We start from the raw sequence: 16,586 nt of genomic DNA, 5'->3' as shown, positions 1-16,586 counted from the left end.
TTTCGGGGCGGGCGGGTGCGTCAGGCGGGGTCGATCTCGCGCAGCAGACCCGACTTCACGTCGAAGACGAAGCCGCGCACATCATCAGTGTGCAGCAGGAACGGCGAGGTACGCACACGCTGCATGGACTGCCGTACGTCCTGCTCGACGTCCCGGAAGGCCTCCACCGCCCAGGCGGGGCGCTGGCCGACCTCCATCTCCAGGTCGTGCCGGAACTCCTCGGTGAGGGACTCCAGGCCGCAGCCGGTGTGGTGGATGAGAACGACACTGCGGGTGCCGAGCGCCCGCTGGCTGATGGTGAGGGAACGGATCACGTCGTCGGTGACCACACCGCCCGCGTTGCGGATGGTGTGGCAGTCGCCGAGCTCCAGGCCGAGCGCGGCGTGCAGGTCGAGACGCGCGTCCATGCAGGCCACCACGGCCACCTGCAGGACGGGGTGGGCGTCCATCCCGGGATCGGTGAAGGCGGCGGCGTACCGCGCGTTGGCCTCGACGAGGCGGTCCGTCACGGTCCCGCCGTCGGTTATGGCGCCTTCGGACTCTGTGGGTACGGATGCGGAGGTCGTCATATCTATGACGGTACTGGTCACCGGCGGTGCGGTCTTGGTGCGGGACGGGAAAAAGAGCGTCATTGCGTCCTCTTGTGAGGTAACCCACACGGGTGGCGGGGGTGCACCCGTCCGGGTGATTCTTCCCGTTTTGAGGCTTCGCACGCACCCGGGCCCGCGACGCGCAGGCCGGTTGATTGACCGTGAGACAGCGTGGACTAAAGTTGCGCGAAGCGGGAGGCGAGGCTCTCCCTGCTGGACTTTTCCCGGAGACCCCGGCGACCTTCCGGATTCTCCCCCAGCTTGAACGACACGTGCGCGGCGCGTACGTACGGCTCGGCCTCCTCCCGCTCCCGGTCGGCTGACGCTTCCGGCGCCGGCAGGCCTCCTCTTCATCGGCGGGCGGGGACCCGGCGGTGCGTACAGCTCCGTGCCGGATCTGAGAGGGCCCCTTGAGCCAGAGTCGACACGTCCCGGTGATGCTCCAGCGGTGCCTGGACATGTTGGCCCCCGCGCTGGAGCGGCCGGGCGCGGTGGTCGTCGACTGCACGCTCGGCCTCGGCGGGCACAGCGAGGCCCTGCTGACCCGGTTCCCCGAGGCCCGCCTCGTCGCCCTCGACCGCGACAAGGAGGCCCTGCGCCTCTCCGGCGAGCGCCTCGCCCCCTTCGGCGACCGCGCCACCCTCGTGCACGCGGTCTACGACGAGTTGCCCGACGTACTGGAGCGGCTCGGCCTCGCGCGCGTGGAGGGTGTTCTGTTCGACCTCGGCGTCTCCTCCATGCAACTCGACGAGGCCGACCGCGGCTTCGCCTACGCGCAGGACGCCCCCCTCGACATGCGCATGGACCAGACGACCGGCATCAGCGCAGCCGAGGTCCTCAACACCTACGCGCCCGGTGAACTCGTCCGCATCCTGCGGGCGTACGGCGAGGAGAAGCAGGCCAAGCGGATCGTCTCCGCGGTCGTCCGTGAGCGCGACAAGGAGCCGTTCAGCAACAGCGCGCGGCTCGTCGAGCTGATCCGCGACTCGCTGCCGCAGGCCGCCAAGCGCACCGGCGGCAACCCGGCCAAGCGCACCTTCCAGGCGCTGCGCATCGAGGTCAACGGCGAACTGTCCGTCCTGGAGAGCGCGATCCCCGCCGCCGTGAAGTCGCTTGCCGTGGGCGGCCGGATCGCCGTCCTGTCGTACCACTCGCTCGAAGACCGCCTGGTCAAGCAGGTGTTCGCGGCCGGCGCCGCCAACACCGCGCCTCCTGGGCTGCCGGTCGTGCCCGAGCAGTACCAGCCCCGGCTCAAGCTCCTGACGCGCGGTGCCGAACTTCCCACCGAGGAAGAGGTCGCCGAGAACCGGCGAGCAGCACCCGCGCGGCTGCGGGGGGCCGAGCGCATCAGGGAGGACGTCGTTGATTGAGCACGGGGTGAGGTTGATTGAGCACGGGGTGCGGCGGAGGGTCGGCTCGCGGGTTGAGCCGGTGCTCGTAGCGGGTGGGTTTGATGTTCCAACTCGGGGGCGTGAGTGAGTAGGAAACCTGAACTGAGGGGGAGAGCAGCCCGACTCGCGCGGCTCTTCCCGACCGGGCCCGCACAGACAGGCGGGATCCAGGCGGCCCGGACCCCGTTCGTCCTCCTTGTCGTACTCCTCCTCGGTGGCGGCCTGATCGGACTGCTGGTGCTGAACTCCGCGCTCAGCGAAGGGCAGTTCAAGCTGGACGACCTCCAGAAGCAGACGAAGAGCCTCACCGACGAGGAACAGGCCCTCCAGCGGGACGTCGACGCCTACTCCGCCCCTGACGCCCTCCAGCGCCGCGCCCACGAGCTGGGCATGGTGCCCGGCGGGGACCCCGCCTTCCTCGGCCCGAACGGCACGGTGAAGGGTGTCCCGGAGCAGGCCGCCGCCAAGACCGTGAGTGCACCGGCGGTCCTCGCACCCGAAGCACTCGTCAGCAGGCCGAGCCCGAGCCCCAGTTCGAGCCCGGGCCCCACGGCCGCCGTACCGGCACCGGCCCCCGCGGCCACCCCCGTCGCGACCCGGCCCGCGCAGTCGTCTACAGCACAGTCCTCTACAGCACAGACTTCTACAGCACGGTCCTCTACAACCCAGACCTCCACAGCGCAGTCATCCACAGCACAGTCCTCCACCCCGACAACCCCCGGCAGGTGACGGAAGTGTCCGACAGGGAACCGCCGCGCCGCCGAGTGCCCGGACCGGCCAGGCCCGAACGGCCAGAAGGGGGCAACGCCCCTCGGCGCCGCCCCGGTCCCGGTGCCCGTCCGGCCCGCCGCCCGGCCTCACCTCCTCCCTCAGCCGCAGCCGGCCGCCCGGCGGGCCCGCGCTCCCTGCGCCTCGGCAGCCCCCGCCCCCGGCTGCGCATGATCAGCCTCGCGCTGACCCTCGTACTCATCGCGTTCGTCGTACGACTGCTCCAGGTGCAGGCCGTCGACGCGAGCGCGTACGCCGCCAAGGCCGCGCAGAACCGGTACGTCGACTACGTCCTGGCCGCCGAGCGCGGTGAGATCACCGACCGTTCCGGCGTGGCGCTGGCGACCAGCGTGGACGCGTACACGATCACCGCCGACCCGACGCTGTTCACCCGCAAGCAGCTGAAGATCGACGACGGGCCCGAACAGGCGGCCGCCCTCCTCGCCCCGATCCTCGGCGTGGACCAGGCCTCCCTCGTCAAGAAGCTCAGCCCGGCGAACAAGAACCTGCGCTACGTAGTGCTCGCCAACCGGCAGACCCCGCAGGTCTGGAAGCAGATCAAGGACCTGAAGAGCGCGCTGAACACCAAGTCCGCCACCGACCCGACCACGGTCAACGTGCTGGCCGGTGTCCTCGCCGTCCCCACCACCAAGCGCGTGTACCCGAACGGCGATCTCGCCGCCGGGATACTGGGCTGGGTCAACGCCGACGGCAAGGGCGGCGGCGGGGTCGAGCAGCAGTTGAACAAGGACCTCACCGGCAAGGACGGCAAGGTCCGTTACGCCCAGTCCGGCGGTCTCCAGGTGCCCACCGCGGGGTCCACGGAGACGCCGGCGGTGCCCGGGGCCGACGTGGAGCTGACGATCGACCGTGACATCCAGTGGGCCGCGCAGAACGCCATTACCGAGCAGGTGAAGAGGTCCAAGGCGGACCGCGGGTACGTGATAGTGCAGGACACCCGCACCGGCGAGATCCTCGCCATGGCCAACGCGCCCGGCTTCGACCCGAACGACCTTGCGCAGGCGAACGCGGCCTCCCTGGGCAACGCGGCCGTCCAGGACGCCTACGAGCCCGGCTCCACCGCCAAGGTCATGACGATGGCCGCCGTACTCCAGGAGAACGCGGCCACCCCGCTGACGCATGTCGTCGTGCCGAACCGGCTGCACCGCGGGGACCGGCTCTTCCAGGACGACGTGGACCACGCGACCTGGAACCTGACGCTCAACGGTGTCCTCGCGAAGTCCAGCAACATCGGGACCATCGAGGCGGCCGGCCAGCTCGGCAAGACGCAGCCCGAGGCCAACCAGGTCCTGTACTCGTATCTGCGCAAGTTCGGCATCGGCAGCTACAGCGGGCTGAACTTCCCCGGCGAGACCAAGGGCATCCTCGCGCCCGCCGACAAGTGGTCGACCTCGCAGCAGTACACGATTCCTTTCGGCCAGGGCATGTCCCTCAACGCGCTCCAGGCGGCCTCCGTCTACTCGACGGTCGCCAACGGCGGAGTCCGCGTCGAACCCACCCTGGTGCGCGGCACGAAGGGGCCCGACGGCCGCTTCACGCCCGCGGCGACGCCCAAGAAGACCCGGGTCATCAGTGCGAAGACGGCGAAGACCCTCGCCCAGATGCTGGAGTCCGTGGTGGACGACGAGCAGGGCACGGGCGGTAAGGCCGCCATTCCGGGGTACCGGGTCGCGGGCAAGACCGGCACTGCCAACCGCGTGGATCCGGCCACCGGCAAGTACAAGGGATACACCTCGTCGTTCGCCGGGTTCGCGCCCGCCGACAACCCCCGCATCACCGTCTACTGCGCGATCCAGAACGCCACCAGCGGAAGCTACTTCGGCGGTCAGATCTGCGGACCGATCTACAAGCAGGTGATGGAGTTCGCCCTCAAGACCCTCCAGGTCCCGCCCACCGGGGCGAAGGCCGCGAATCTGCCCGTGACCTTCACGCCCTGATCAGCGCAACAGCCAGGAACCGATCCGTGACCATGATCACCTCCCAGTCCGGGAACCAGGGCCAGCAGGACAGCAGGCCCGGCCCCTCGCTTCGCCCCGGGGCGGGTGCGCCCGGTACGCTCACCGCCGTGCCACCCGCCGACCACTCCCAAACCCCCCAGAAGGGCGCATCCGTGACCTACCCGGGGCCGCCCAGGCCGGCGCAGATCTCCGCCACACCCCTCGCGGAACTCGCCGACGAACTGGGCGCCGCCGTGACCATGACGACAGCGCCGGTGCCGACCGCCGAGATCACGGGCATCACCCATGACTCGCGCGCCGTCCGCCCCGGCGACCTGTACGCCGCGCTGCCCGGCGCCCGTCTGCACGGTGCCGACTTCGTCACGCAGGCGGCCGGCCTCGGTGCGGTCGCCGTCCTGACGGACCCGGCCGGTGCCGACCGCGCGGCCGCGACGGGTCTGCCGGTGCTGGTCGTCGAGGACCCGCGCGGGCAGATGGGCGAGCTGGCGGCGACCATCTACGGTCACCCCGGCCGCGATCTGCTCCAGATCGGCATCACCGGAACGTCCGGCAAGACCACCACCGCGTACCTCGTGGAGGGCGGCCTGAGAACGGTCCGGTCCACGGGGCTGATCGGCACGGTCGAGACGCGCATCGGCGACGAGCGCATCAAGTCGGAGCGCACGACCCCCGAAGCCACCGATCTCCAGGCCCTGTTCGCGGTCATGCTGGAGCGCGGGGTCGACGCGGTCGCCATGGAGGTCTCCAGCCACGCGCTGGTCCTCGGCCGGGTCGACGCCTGCATCTTCGACATCGCGGTCTTCACCAACCTCAGCCCGGAACACATGGAGTTCCACACGGGCATGGAGGACTACTTCCAGGCCAAGGCGCAGCTGTTCACCCCGCTGCGCAGCCGGCAAGGGGTGGTCAACCTCGACGACGCGTACGGCCGCAGGCTCGCCGCCGAGGCCACGGTCCCCGTGATCACCTACTCCGCCGAGGGCCACCCGGACGCCGACTGGCGCGCCCAGGACGTCGAAGTCGGCCCGATGGACTCGACGTTCACCGCGGTCGGCCCCAAGGGCGAGCTGATCACCGCTCGTTCGCCGCTCGCCGGTTCCTTCAACGTGGCCAACACCCTCGCCGCGATCGCCGCCCTGGCCGCCGCGGGCCTCGACCCGCAGCTCGCCGCCGACGGCATCGCCGCGGTACCGGGCGTGCCGGGCCGCCTGGAGCGCGTGGACGCCGGACAGCCGTATCTCGCGGTCGTCGACTACGCCCACAAGACGGACGCCGTCGAATCGGTCCTGCGCGCGCTGCGCAAGGTCACCGAGGGCAAGGTGCACGTCGTGCTCGGCTGCGGCGGGGACCGGGACAAGACGAAACGTGAGCCGATGGGCGCCGCTGTCGCCCGGCTCGCCGACACCGCCGTACTGACATCGGACAACCCCCGCTCCGAGGACCCCCTCGCGATCCTCGCGACGATGCTCCAGGGCGCCGCGTCGGTGCCCGCGCACGAGCGTGGCGAGGTCCAGGTCTTCGAGGACCGGGCCGCCGCCATCGCCGCCGCCGTCGCCCGCGCACAGCCGGGGGACACCGTGCTGGTCGCGGGCAAGGGCCACGAGCAGGGCCAGGACATCGCCGGAGTGGTCCGTCCCTTCGACGACCGCCAGGTGCTTCGCGAAGCTATCCAGAAGACCCAGGGATGAACTTGTGATCGCCCTCTCCCTCGCCGAGATCGCAGAAGTCGTCGGCGGGCAGACGCACGACATACCGGATCCGTCCGTCCAGGTCACCGGCCCGGTGGTCCGCGACTCCCGGGAAGTGGAACCCGGCAGCCTCTTCGTCGCCTTCGTCGGCGAGCACGTCGACGGCCACGACTTCGCGCACGCGGTCGTCGAGGCGGGCGCGGTGGCCCTCCTGGCGTCCCGCCCGGTCGGCGCGCCCGCGATCGTCGTGGACGACGTGCAGAGCGCCCTGGGCGCCCTCGCCCGTCATGTCGTACGACGGCTCGGCGCGACCCTCGTCGCCCTCACCGGCTCGGCGGGCAAGACCAGCACCAAGGACCTCATCGCCCAGGTGCTCGCGCGCAAGGCGCCCACGGTGTTCACACCGGGATCGTTCAACAACGAGATCGGGCTGCCGCTGACCGCGCTGAGCGCCACCGCCGAGACGAGGTTCCTCGTCCTGGAGATGGGCGCCCGCGGCATCGGTCACATCCGCTACCTCACGGATCTGACGCCCCCGCAGATCGGCCTCGTGCTCAACGTCGGCACCGCCCACATCGGCGAGTTCGGCGGCCGGGAGCAGATCGCACAGGCAAAGGGCGAACTCGTAGAAGCGCTCCCTTCAGTTGAAGACGGCGGCGTCGCGGTCCTCAACGCGGACGATCCGCTCGTACGGGCCATGGCGTCCCGTACGAAGGCGAAGGTGATCCTTTTCGGAGAGTCCGGCGAAGCGGACGTACGGGCCGAGAACGTGAGACTCACGGACAGCGGACAGCCCGCCTTCAGCCTTCACACACCCTCCGGGTGCAGCGAAGTGACCATGCGCCTGTACGGTGAGCACCACGTGTCGAACGCGCTCGCCGCGGCCGCCGTCGCCCATGAGCTGGGCATGTCCGCAGACGAGATCGCCACCGCGCTCTCCGAGGCGGGCTCCCTCTCCCGCTGGCGGATGGAGGTCACCGAGCGACCGGACGGCGTGACCATCGTCAACGACGCCTACAACGCGAACCCCGAGTCCATGCGAGCCGCCTTGCGCGCGCTCGCGGCCATGGGCAAGGGGCGGCGGACCTGGGCGGTGCTCGGCAAGATGGCCGAGCTCGGGGACGAGGCGCTCGCCGAGCACGACGCGGTCGGACGGCTGGCCGTCCGGCTCAATGTCGGCAAGCTCGTCGCGGTCGGGGGCAGGGAAGCGTCCTGGCTGCAACTGGGCGCATATAACGAGGGTTCGTGGGGTGAGGAGTCGGTGCACGTGTCCGACGCACAGGCGGCGGTCGACCTGTTGCGCAGCGAGTTGCGCCCGGGAGACGTCGTTCTCGTGAAGGCGTCCCGGTCGGTCGGTCTGGAGAGCGTGGCGCAGGCGCTCGTCGAGGCCGGTACCGAGGGTGAGGTTGCCGTCCGATGATGAAGCAGATCCTGTTCTCAGGAGTCATCGGCCTGTTCCTGACCCTGGTGGGCACCCCGCTGCTGATCAAGCTGCTGGCCCGCAAGGGCTACGGCCAGTACATCCGGGACGACGGCCCGCGCACGCACGGCAGCAAGCGCGGTACGCCGACGATGGGCGGTATCGCGTTCATCTTCGCGACGGTCGCCGCGTACTTCCTGTCCAAGGTCATCACCGGTTACGCGCCGACCTATTCGGGTCTGCTGGTGCTCGGTCTGATGGTGGGCATGGGCCTGGTCGGCTTCCTCGACGACTACATCAAGATCGTCAAGCGGCGTTCGCTGGGCCTGCGGGCCAAGGCGAAGATGGCCGGCCAGCTGATCGTCGGCATCAGCTTCGCGGTGCTCGCCCTGCAGTTCAAGGACGTCAGCGGCAACACCCCGGCCTCCACGAAGCTGTCGTTCATCACGGACTTCGGCTGGAAGCTCGGCCCGATCCTGTTCGTGATCTGGGCGCTGTTCATGATCCTCGCGATGTCGAACGGCGTGAACCTGACGGACGGTCTGGACGGCCTGGCCACCGGCGCCTCGGTGCTGGTCTTCGGTGCCTACACGTTCATCGGTGTCTGGCAGTTCCAGGAGTCCTGCGCCAACGCGCAGACCCTGACCAACCCGAACGCCTGCTACGAAGTGCGCGATCCGCTCGACCTCGCGGTCATCGCCTCGGCACTGATGGGCGCCTGCCTGGGCTTCCTGTGGTGGAACACCTCGCCGGCCAAGATCTTCATGGGGGACACGGGCTCACTCGCCCTCGGCGGTGTCCTCACCGGTCTGGCGATCCTCTCCCGCACGGAGCTGCTCGTCGCCATCATGGGTGGCCTCTTCGTCCTCATCACCATGTCGGTGGTCATCCAGGTCGGCTCCTTCAAGCTCACCGGCAAGCGGGTCTTCCGCATGGCCCCGCTCCAGCACCACTTCGAACTCAAGGGCTGGTCCGAAGTGCTCGTGGTGGTCAGATTCTGGATCATCCAGGGCATCTGCGTGATCGTCGGCCTGGGCCTCTTCTACGCGGGATGGGCAGCGAAAAAGTGACCGAAGGGCAGGGGCCCTCCTTCGAGGGCAAGCACGTCACCGTCGCCGGGCTCGGTGTCTCCGGGATCCCGGCGGCCAAGGTCCTGCACGGACTCGGCGCGCTCGTCACGGTCGTCAACGACGGCGCCGACGAGCGCTCCCGGGCCCAGGCCGCGGAGTTGGAGGCGCTCGGCATCACCGTGCGCCTCGGAGATGGTGCGACCCTGCCCGACGGCACCGAACTGATCGTCACCACCCCCGGCTGGCAGCCCGACAAGCCGCTGTTCACGGCGGCCCGTTCGGCGGGCGTTCCGGTCTGGGGGGACGTGGAGTTGGCGTGGCGCCTGCGCGGCCCCGATGCGGCCCCCTGGCTCGCCGTCACCGGCACCAACGGCAAGACCACCACCGTCCAGATGCTCGCCTCCATCCTGAAGGCGGCGGACCTGCGCACGGCGGCGGTCGGCAACATCGGCGTCTCGGTCCTCGACGCCGTACTCGGGGACGAGCAGTACGACGTCCTCGCCGTGGAACTGTCGAGCTATCAGCTGCACTGGGCGCCCTCGCTGCGCGCCCACTCCGCCGCCGTCCTGAATCTGGCGCCCGATCACCTCGACTGGCACGGCTCCATGGAGGCGTACGCCGCCGACAAGGGCCGTATCTACGAGGGCAATCGGGTCGCCTGCGTCTACAACGTCGCCGACAAGGCCACCGAGGACCTCGTCCGCGAGGCCGACGTCGAGGAGGGGTGCCGGGCCATCGGCTTCACCCTCGGCAGCCCCGCGCCGTCCCAACTCGGCGTCGTGGACGGCATTCTGGTGGACCGTGCCTTCGTCGAGGACCGGCAGAAGAACGCGCAGGAACTCGCCGAGGTCGCGGACGTCAACCCGCCGGCCCCGCACAACATCGCCAACGCCCTTGCCGCCGCTGCCCTCGCGCGCGCCTTCGGGGTGCCCGCCAAGGCCGTACGGGACGGGCTGCGGGCCTTCACGCCCGACGCGCACCGCATCGCGCACGTGGCCGATGTGGACGGTGTCGCGTACATCGACGACTCCAAGGCCACCAACACCCATGCGGCGGAAGCCTCGTTGGCGGCCTACGAGTCGATCGTGTGGATCGCGGGCGGACTCGCCAAGGGCGCCACCTTCGACGAGTTGGTGGCCAAGTCGGCGAAGCACCTTCGGGGCGTGGTGCTGATCGGCGCCGATCGCGCGCTGATCCGCGAAGCCCTCGCGCGACACGCGCCGGAAGTACCCGTCGTCGACCTCGACCGGACCGACACTGGGGCGATGCTCGCGGCTGTCCAGGAGGCACAGCGGCTCGCCGCCGCCGGCGACACGGTGCTGCTCGCCCCGGCCTGCGCCTCCATGGACATGTTCGCCAACTACAACAAGCGCGGTGACGCGTTCGCCACGGCGGTTCGCGAACTCGGCGCCTGACCGACGCAAGCGGAGGCGCTGATGCCCAGTAGCCGTACCGGCCGGCCGCCCGTGCAGCAGCGGACCCCCAGACGTCCCGCCGCCGCCAGGACCGTCCGCGACAACCCCGTACGACGGCTGTACGCCAACGCGCGCCGGGCCTGGGACCGCCCGCTGACCGCCTATTACCTGATCGCCGGCGGCAGCGTGCTGATCACCGTGCTGGGTCTGGTGATGGTCTACTCGGCCTCCCAGATCACCGCGCTCCAACTCTCGCTGCCCGGCTCGTATTTCTTCCGCAAACAGTTCCTCGCGGCCTGTATCGGCGGGGTCCTGGCGCTGGCGGCCTCGCGGATGCCGGTCAAACTGCACCGGGCGCTGGCCTATCCCATCCTCGCGGGCGCCGTCTTCATGATGGCGCTGGTGCAGCTGCCGGGGATAGGGATGTCGGTCAACGGCAACCGCAACTGGATCTCGCTCGGCGGCTCCTTCCAGATCCAGCCCAGCGAGTTCGGCAAGCTGGCCCTGGTCCTGTGGGGTGCCGACCTGCTCGCCCGCAAGCAGGACAAGGCGATGCTGTCCCAGTGGAAGCACATGCTGGTGCCGCTGGTGCCGGTCGCGTTCATGCTGCTCGGGCTGATCATGCTCGGCGGCGACATGGGTACGGCGATCATCCTCACCGCGATCCTGTTCGGCCTGCTGTGGCTGGCCGGCGCTCCGACCCGGCTCTTCGCCGGCGTGCTGTCGATCGCGGCCGTGATCGGTGTGATCCTCATCAAGACCAGCCCCAACCGCATGGCCCGGCTCGCCTGCATCGGCGCCACCGAGCCCAAGACCGGGGTCGCCGACTGCTGGCAGGCCGTGCACGGGATCTACGCGCTCGCATCCGGCGGGATCTTCGGCTCCGGGCTCGGGGCGAGTGTGGAGAAATGGGGTCAACTCCCTGAGGCCCACACCGACTTCATCTTCGCCGTCACCGGTGAGGAACTGGGTCTGGCGGGCACACTGTCGGTGCTCGCCCTCTTCGCGGCTCTAGGCTATGCGGGTATCCGCGTGGCCGGACGCACGGAGGACCCCTTCGTGAGGTATGCCGCGGGAGGCGTGACCACCTGGATCATCGCTCAGGCGGTGATCAACATCGGTGCGGTGCTCGGCCTGCTGCCGATCGCCGGCGTCCCGCTCCCGCTGTTCTCCTACGGGGGTTCCGCCCTGCTGCCGACCATGTTCGCCATCGGGTTGCTGATCGCCTTCGCGCGCGACGACCCCGCTGCGCGGGCGGCGCTTGCGATGCGGCAACCCCGCTTTGGTAGAAAGCGTGGGGGCAGGGGACCCGGTTCCGGCCGGACGCCCCGGAGATGGAACACGATGCGACGGCGTGCCTCGGCGGCGCGTTCGTCCGGAGAGCGGTGAATTTCGGTGCATGTCGTACTCGCCGGTGGGGGGACCGCCGGCCACATCGAGCCGGCGCTCGCCCTCGCGGACGCCCTGCGCAGGCAGGACCCCACCGTGGGGATCACAGCCCTGGGCACGGAGCGCGGCCTTGAGACCCGTCTCGTACCCGAGCGGGGCTACGAACTCGCGCTGATCCCCGCCGTACCCCTGCCGCGCAAGCCCACCCCCGAACTGATCACCGTGCCGGGCCGGCTGCGCGGCACGATCAAGGCGGCCGAGCAGATCCTGGAGCGCACCAAGGCGGACTGTGTCGTCGGCTTCGGCGGCTATGTGGCGCTGCCCGGCTACCTCGCGGCCAAGCGCCTCGGGGTGCCGATCGTGATCCACGAGGCCAACGCCCGCCCGGGGTTGGCCAACAAGATCGGCTCGCGGTACGCGGCCCGGGTCGCGGTCTCGACCCCGGACAGCAAGCTGCGGGACGCCCGTTACATCGGCATCCCGCTGCGCCGCTCGATCGCCACCCTGGACCGCGCGGCCGTACGGCCCGAGGCCCGGGCCGCGTTCGGGCTCGACCCGAACCTGCCGACGCTGCTGGTCTCCGGCGGCTCGCAGGGCGCTCGGCACCTGAACGAGGTGGTCGAGCGGGTCGCGCCGTACCTCCAACAGGCCGGAATCCAGATCCTGCACGCGGTCGGCCCGAAGAACGAACTGCCGCAGGTGCACCAGATGCCGGGGATGCCCCCCTACATCCCGGTACCGTACGTGGACCGGATGGACCTCGCGTACGCCGCGGCCGACATGATGCTCTGCCGCGCGGGCGCGATGACCGTCGCCGAACTCTCCGCCGTCGGACTCCCGGCCGCCTACGTCCCGCTGCCCATCGGCAACGGCGAACAGCGGCTGAACGCCCAGCCGGTGGTCAAGGCCGGCGGCGGACTCCTGGTCGACGACGCGGAACTGACGCCCGAGTGGATCCAGGGCAACGTCCTGCCCGTGCTCGCCGACCCGCACCGGCTGTACGAAATGTCGCGCGCGGCAAGCGAGTTCGGCCGCCGGGACGCCGACGACCTGCTCGTCGGCATGGTGTACGAGGCGATCGCCTCGCGGCACCGTTAGTCATATGTGAGAGAGGCAGGGGAGCGTGGCCGGACCGACCACCGCCGAGCGCGGTGAACGCCAACAGGAGTCGTCCGGCCCGCCCCTTGTCCGGCGTCTGGGACCAAGACGCCTTCGTCTGATTGTCGTACTCGCCCTCGCTGCGGTCCTGTTGGGCACCGCCGCGGTCTGGCTGCTCTACGGCTCGCAGTGGCTGCGGGTCGAGAAGGTGTCGGTCTCCGGCACGAAGGTCCTGACGCCGGAGCAGGTGCGCGAAGCCGCCGGCGTTCCAGTCGGCGGACCGCTCGTCTCCGTCGACACCGATGCGATCGAAGCCCGACTCCGCAGGAAATTGCCCCGAATTGACACCGTTGACGTAGTCCGTTCCTGGCCTCATGGAATCGGGCTGAAAGTGACCGAACGCAGCCCGGTCCTGGTGGAGAAAAAGGGCGGAAACTTCATCGAAGTGGACGACGAGGGCGTGCGATTCGCCACCGTTTCCACGCCGCCGAAGTCCGTCCCCACCCTCGAATTGACGCTCTCCCCGTCGAGTTCGTCCGCGGCGGGCCTGCGCCGCTTCGGCGAGGACCGACTCGTGCGCGAGGCGGTGAAGGTCGCGGGTGACATTCCGGCCGCGATCGCACGCGTCACCCAGGTCGTCAAGGTCCGTTCCTACGACGACATCTCACTGGAGTTGACCGGCGGCCGTACCGTCGCGTGGGGAAGCGGTGAGAAGGGCACAGCGAAGGCGCGTACGCTCACCGCTCTCATGAAAGCAGCTTCCGGCGCCCGGCACTTCGACGTAAGTGTTCCCACCGCCCCTGCGTCAGCCGGGAGTTGACGCACATTCGCGCAGGCCAGCACCCTGGTTGGGCAGCGCTACGGCTGATCACATAGGGTGAAAAGAAAAACGGGAGGTTCGGCGTGTTCGTTGAACGTGCGCCACTTGTCGACTTAGTGTCCTGTTCAGAAGACTTCATGGAACGGACACATTGGTAACCCTAAACTTCAACGTTAGGGTTCGGGTCGGCGCTACGGACCGTCCCATTCGGCATCTGCCGTCCCGCGCGGAACCGCACGGTGACGGCGACGTAATTCGAGGCGAGAGGCCTTCGACGTGGCAGCACCGCAGAACTACCTCGCAGTCATCAAGGTCATCGGTGTCGGCGGCGGTGGTGTCAATGCCATCAACCGGATGATCGAGGTCGGTCTCAAGGGCGTCGAGTTCATCGCCATCAACACCGACGCGCAGGCGCTGTTGATGAGCGACGCCGACGTCAAACTCGACGTCGGCCGCGAACTCACCCGCGGACTCGGCGCCGGCGCCAACCCGGCCGTCGGCCGCAAGGCCGCCGAGGATCACCGCGAGGAGATCGAGGAGGTCCTCAAGGGGGCCGACATGGTCTTCGTGACGGCCGGAGAGGGTGGCGGCACCGGCACCGGCGGCGCCCCCGTCGTGGCCAACATCGCGCGCTCCCTGGGCGCCCTCACCATCGGCGTGGTCACCCGCCCGTTCACCTTCGAGGGACGGCGCCGGGCGAACCAGGCGGAGGACGGCATCGCCGAACTCCGCGAAGAGGTCGACACCCTCATCGTCATCCCGAACGACCGGCTGCTGTCCATCTCGGACCGCCAGGTCTCGGTCCTCGACGCCTTCAAGTCGGCGGACCAGGTCCTGCTCTCCGGTGTGCAGGGCATCACCGATCTCATCACCACGCCCGGCCTGATCAACCTCGACTTCGCCGACGTCAAGTCCGTGATGTCCGAGGCCGGTTCGGCCCTCATGGGCATCGGCTCGGCCCGCGGCGACGACCGCGCGGTGGCGGCGGCCGAGATGGCGATCTCCTCGCCGCTCCTGGAAGCCTCCATCGACGGCGCCCGCGGCGTCCTGCTCTCCATCTCCGGCGGCTCCGACCTCGGCCTGTTCGAGATCAACGAAGCGGCCCAACTGGTCAGCGAGGCCGCCCACCCCGAGGCCAACATCATCTTCGGCGCGGTCATCGACGACGCCCTCGGCGACGAGGTCCGGGTCACGGTCATCGCGGCTGGCTTCGACGGCGGGCAGCCGCCGACCCGCCGCGAGACGGGCACGAGCTCGTCCTCGGCCCGCCGCGACGAGCCGACTCCGGTACGGCAGGAGAGCCGTCCGTCCTTCGGCTCGCTCGGCAGCGTCAAGCCCAAGGAGGAGCCGGAGCCCGCCCAGGAGCCGGTCGCCGACCTCCCGGTCGCCCCGCCGGTCCCGCCGTCGCGGACCTACTCGGACAGCGCCGCCGAGGAGCTGGACGTACCGGACTTCCTGAAGTGATAGGACAGTTCGACACCGTGAGCGGCGCGCATTTCGCCTTCACCGACAGGTGGGGCGGGGTGAGCGCCGTTCCGTACGAGGAGCTCAACCTCGGCGGCGCGGTCGGCGACGACGCCGACGCGGTCCGTACCAATCGCGAACTGGCCGCCAAGTCACTGGGGTTGGATCCGGCCCTGGTGGTCTGGATGAACCAGGTGCACGGCGCGGACGTGGCGGTCGTCGAGGGGCCCTGGGGTGCCTCGGACGTCCCCTCCGTCGACGCGGTCGTCACCGCCCGGCGCGGCCTCGCCCTCGCCGTGCTGACCGCCGACTGCACGCCGGTCCTGCTCGCCGACCCGGTCGCCGGGATCGCGGGCGCGGCCCACGCCGGACGCCCGGGCATGGTCGCCGGGGTCGTCCCCGCCGCCGTACGGGCCATGGTCGAACTCGGCGCCGATCCCGCGCGGATCGTCGCCCGCACCGGACCCGCCGTCTGCGGCCGGTGCTACGAAGTGCCCGCGGACATGCGCGCCGACGTCGCCGCCGTGGAACCGGCGGCGTACGCCGAGACGAGTTGGGGCACTCCCGCGGTCGACGTGACCGCCGGGGCGCACGCGCAGCTCGACCGGCTCGGGGTGCGCGACCGGGAGCAGTCGCCGGTGTGCACCCGTGAATCGGACGACCACTTCTCGTACCGCCGCGACCGGACGACCGGGCGGCTGGCGAGCTATGTCTGGCTGGACTGACGGGACATGACGGACCGTAGGGACGAACTCGCCGTAAATCTGGCGAAAGTCGAGGAGCGCATCGCCGCCGCGTGTACCGCGGCCGGGCGGAAGCGTGAAGAAGTGACCCTGATCGTGGTCACCAAGACCTATCCGGCAAGTGACGTGCGGATGTTGGCGGAACTCGGTGTGCGTCATGTCGCCGAGAACCGGGACCAGGACGCCGCCCCGAAGGCCGCCGAATGCGCGGATCTGCCGCTGAGTTGGCACTTCGTCGGTCAGTTGCAGACCAACAAGGTGCGATCCGTGGCCGGTTACGCCGATGTCGTGCAGTCGGTCGACCGGGCCCGGCTCGTCACCGCGCTGTCGAAGGAGGCCGAGCGGTCCGGACGCCAACTGGGCTGTCTCATCCAGGTCGCGCTCGACGCGGGAGTGAGCGGGCGGGGCGAGCGGGGCGGCGTCGGACCGGGCGGGATCGGGGAGTTGGCCGATCTCGTCGCCGGAGCTCCGGGGTTGAGGCTCGACGGGCTGATGACCGTCGCTCCGCTCACCGGTGAGTACGCCGGACGCCAACTGGAGGCGTTCGGGCGGTTGATGGATTTGTCGACTGACCTGCGCCGAGCCCATCCTGCTGCGAACATGGTGTCGGCAGGGATGAGTGCGGACCTCGAACAGGCCGTGGCAGCCGGAGCGACACATGTACGCGTCGGCACTGCGGTACTCGGCGTGCGCCCCAGGCTCGGGTAACGTCGCCAGGAAGTCGGACCACAGCAGAAAATATGGTCAATGC

At 69.8% G+C, this 16,586-nt stretch carries 14 protein-coding genes; 13 read left to right on the top strand and 1 reads right to left on the bottom strand.

Features of this window, described 5'->3' with window-relative positions:
• Window positions 1-20 precede the first annotated feature (20 nt).
• A complete protein-coding gene (locus tag OG496_RS17910; protein ID WP_366494032.1) occupies window positions 21-569 on the bottom strand; it encodes a carbonic anhydrase in 549 nt (182 codons plus the stop codon).
• A gap of 431 nt (window positions 570-1,000) precedes the next feature.
• Between OG496_RS17910 and rsmH the strand changes: the two genes are divergently transcribed.
• The 13 genes from rsmH to OG496_RS17845 all read left to right on the top strand — a co-directional run bounded on the left by rsmH (window position 1,001) and on the right by OG496_RS17845 (window position 16,543).
• On the top strand, window positions 1,001-1,960 hold the full coding sequence (gene rsmH / locus OG496_RS17905; protein WP_405971567.1) for a 16S rRNA (cytosine(1402)-N(4))-methyltransferase RsmH: 960 nt from the start codon (window positions 1,001-1,003) through the stop codon (window positions 1,958-1,960).
• A 105-nt stretch (window positions 1,961-2,065) separates the two neighbouring features.
• Window positions 2,066-2,710 carry a septum formation initiator family protein gene (locus OG496_RS17900; RefSeq protein ID WP_405971566.1) on the top strand — a complete coding sequence of 215 codons (645 nt, stop codon included), beginning with the start codon at window positions 2,066-2,068 and terminating at the stop codon, window positions 2,708-2,710.
• A 5-nt stretch (window positions 2,711-2,715) separates the two neighbouring features.
• Window positions 2,716-4,707 (top strand): peptidoglycan D,D-transpeptidase FtsI family protein, encoded by a 1,992-nt coding sequence (locus OG496_RS17895; protein ID WP_405971565.1) that lies wholly within the window; start codon window positions 2,716-2,718, stop codon window positions 4,705-4,707.
• Window positions 4,708-4,880: 173 nt separating this feature from the next.
• Window positions 4,881-6,416, top strand: a complete 1,536-nt coding sequence (locus OG496_RS17890; RefSeq protein WP_366494401.1) for a UDP-N-acetylmuramoyl-L-alanyl-D-glutamate--2,6-diaminopimelate ligase — start codon at window positions 4,881-4,883, stop codon at window positions 6,414-6,416.
• Window positions 6,417-6,420: 4 nt separating this feature from the next.
• Window positions 6,421-7,836: a UDP-N-acetylmuramoyl-tripeptide--D-alanyl-D-alanine ligase gene (gene murF / locus OG496_RS17885; RefSeq protein ID WP_405971564.1), complete on the top strand. Its 1,416-nt coding sequence runs from the start codon at window positions 6,421-6,423 to the stop codon at window positions 7,834-7,836.
• The gene (mraY, locus tag OG496_RS17880; protein WP_366494038.1) at window positions 7,833-8,906 is read left to right on the top strand and encodes a phospho-N-acetylmuramoyl-pentapeptide-transferase; all 1,074 of its coding nucleotides are present in this window, start codon (window positions 7,833-7,835) and stop codon (window positions 8,904-8,906) included. Before murF ends, mraY begins: the two co-directional genes overlap by 4 nt.
• Window positions 8,888-10,321: a UDP-N-acetylmuramoyl-L-alanine--D-glutamate ligase gene (gene murD, locus OG496_RS17875; RefSeq protein WP_405971563.1), complete on the top strand. Its 1,434-nt coding sequence runs from the start codon at window positions 8,888-8,890 to the stop codon at window positions 10,319-10,321. Before mraY ends, murD begins: the two co-directional genes overlap by 19 nt.
• Window positions 10,322-10,342: 21 nt before the next feature.
• The gene (gene ftsW, locus OG496_RS17870) at window positions 10,343-11,710 is read left to right on the top strand and encodes a putative lipid II flippase FtsW (RefSeq protein WP_366494040.1); all 1,368 of its coding nucleotides are present in this window, start codon (window positions 10,343-10,345) and stop codon (window positions 11,708-11,710) included.
• A 6-nt stretch (window positions 11,711-11,716) separates the two neighbouring features.
• Window positions 11,717-12,808 (top strand): undecaprenyldiphospho-muramoylpentapeptide beta-N-acetylglucosaminyltransferase, encoded by a 1,092-nt coding sequence (gene murG, locus OG496_RS17865; protein WP_366494041.1) that lies wholly within the window; start codon window positions 11,717-11,719, stop codon window positions 12,806-12,808.
• Between the two features lie 25 nt (window positions 12,809-12,833).
• Window positions 12,834-13,628: a cell division protein FtsQ/DivIB gene (locus OG496_RS17860; protein WP_405971562.1), complete on the top strand. Its 795-nt coding sequence runs from the start codon at window positions 12,834-12,836 to the stop codon at window positions 13,626-13,628.
• A 276-nt stretch (window positions 13,629-13,904) separates the two neighbouring features.
• On the top strand, window positions 13,905-15,092 hold the full coding sequence (gene ftsZ, locus OG496_RS17855; RefSeq protein WP_366494043.1) for a cell division protein FtsZ: 1,188 nt from the start codon (window positions 13,905-13,907) through the stop codon (window positions 15,090-15,092).
• Window positions 15,089-15,817, top strand: coding sequence for a peptidoglycan editing factor PgeF (pgeF, locus tag OG496_RS17850; RefSeq protein WP_405971561.1), 729 nt, complete (start codon window positions 15,089-15,091; stop codon window positions 15,815-15,817). The genes ftsZ and pgeF overlap by 4 nt, the downstream gene beginning before the upstream one ends.
• 6 nt (window positions 15,818-15,823) lie before the next feature.
• Complete coding sequence (locus tag OG496_RS17845) at window positions 15,824-16,543, top strand: YggS family pyridoxal phosphate-dependent enzyme (protein WP_405971560.1); 720 nt, start codon at window positions 15,824-15,826, stop codon at window positions 16,541-16,543.
• The last annotated feature ends 43 nt before the right edge of the window (window positions 16,544-16,586 follow it).

The organism is Streptomyces sp. NBC_00988 (assembly GCF_045162645.1).
Lineage (GTDB): Bacteria > Actinomycetota > Actinomycetes > Streptomycetales > Streptomycetaceae > Streptomyces.
This window is presented reverse-complemented; position numbering and strand designations above follow the sequence as displayed.

Coding starts and splice junctions, on each gene's coding strand:
- mraY (WP_366494038.1), top strand. CDS start 7,833: ATGATGAAGCAGATCCTGTTCTCAGGAGTCATCGGCCTGTTCCTGACC.
- OG496_RS17910 (WP_366494032.1), bottom strand. CDS start 569: ATGACGACCTCCGCATCCGTACCCACAGAGTCCGAAGGCGCCATAACC.
- OG496_RS17845 (WP_405971560.1), top strand. CDS start 15,824: ATGACGGACCGTAGGGACGAACTCGCCGTAAATCTGGCGAAAGTCGAG.
- ftsW (WP_366494040.1), top strand. CDS start 10,343: ATGCCCAGTAGCCGTACCGGCCGGCCGCCCGTGCAGCAGCGGACCCCC.
- murD (WP_405971563.1), top strand. CDS start 8,888: ATGGGCAGCGAAAAAGTGACCGAAGGGCAGGGGCCCTCCTTCGAGGGC.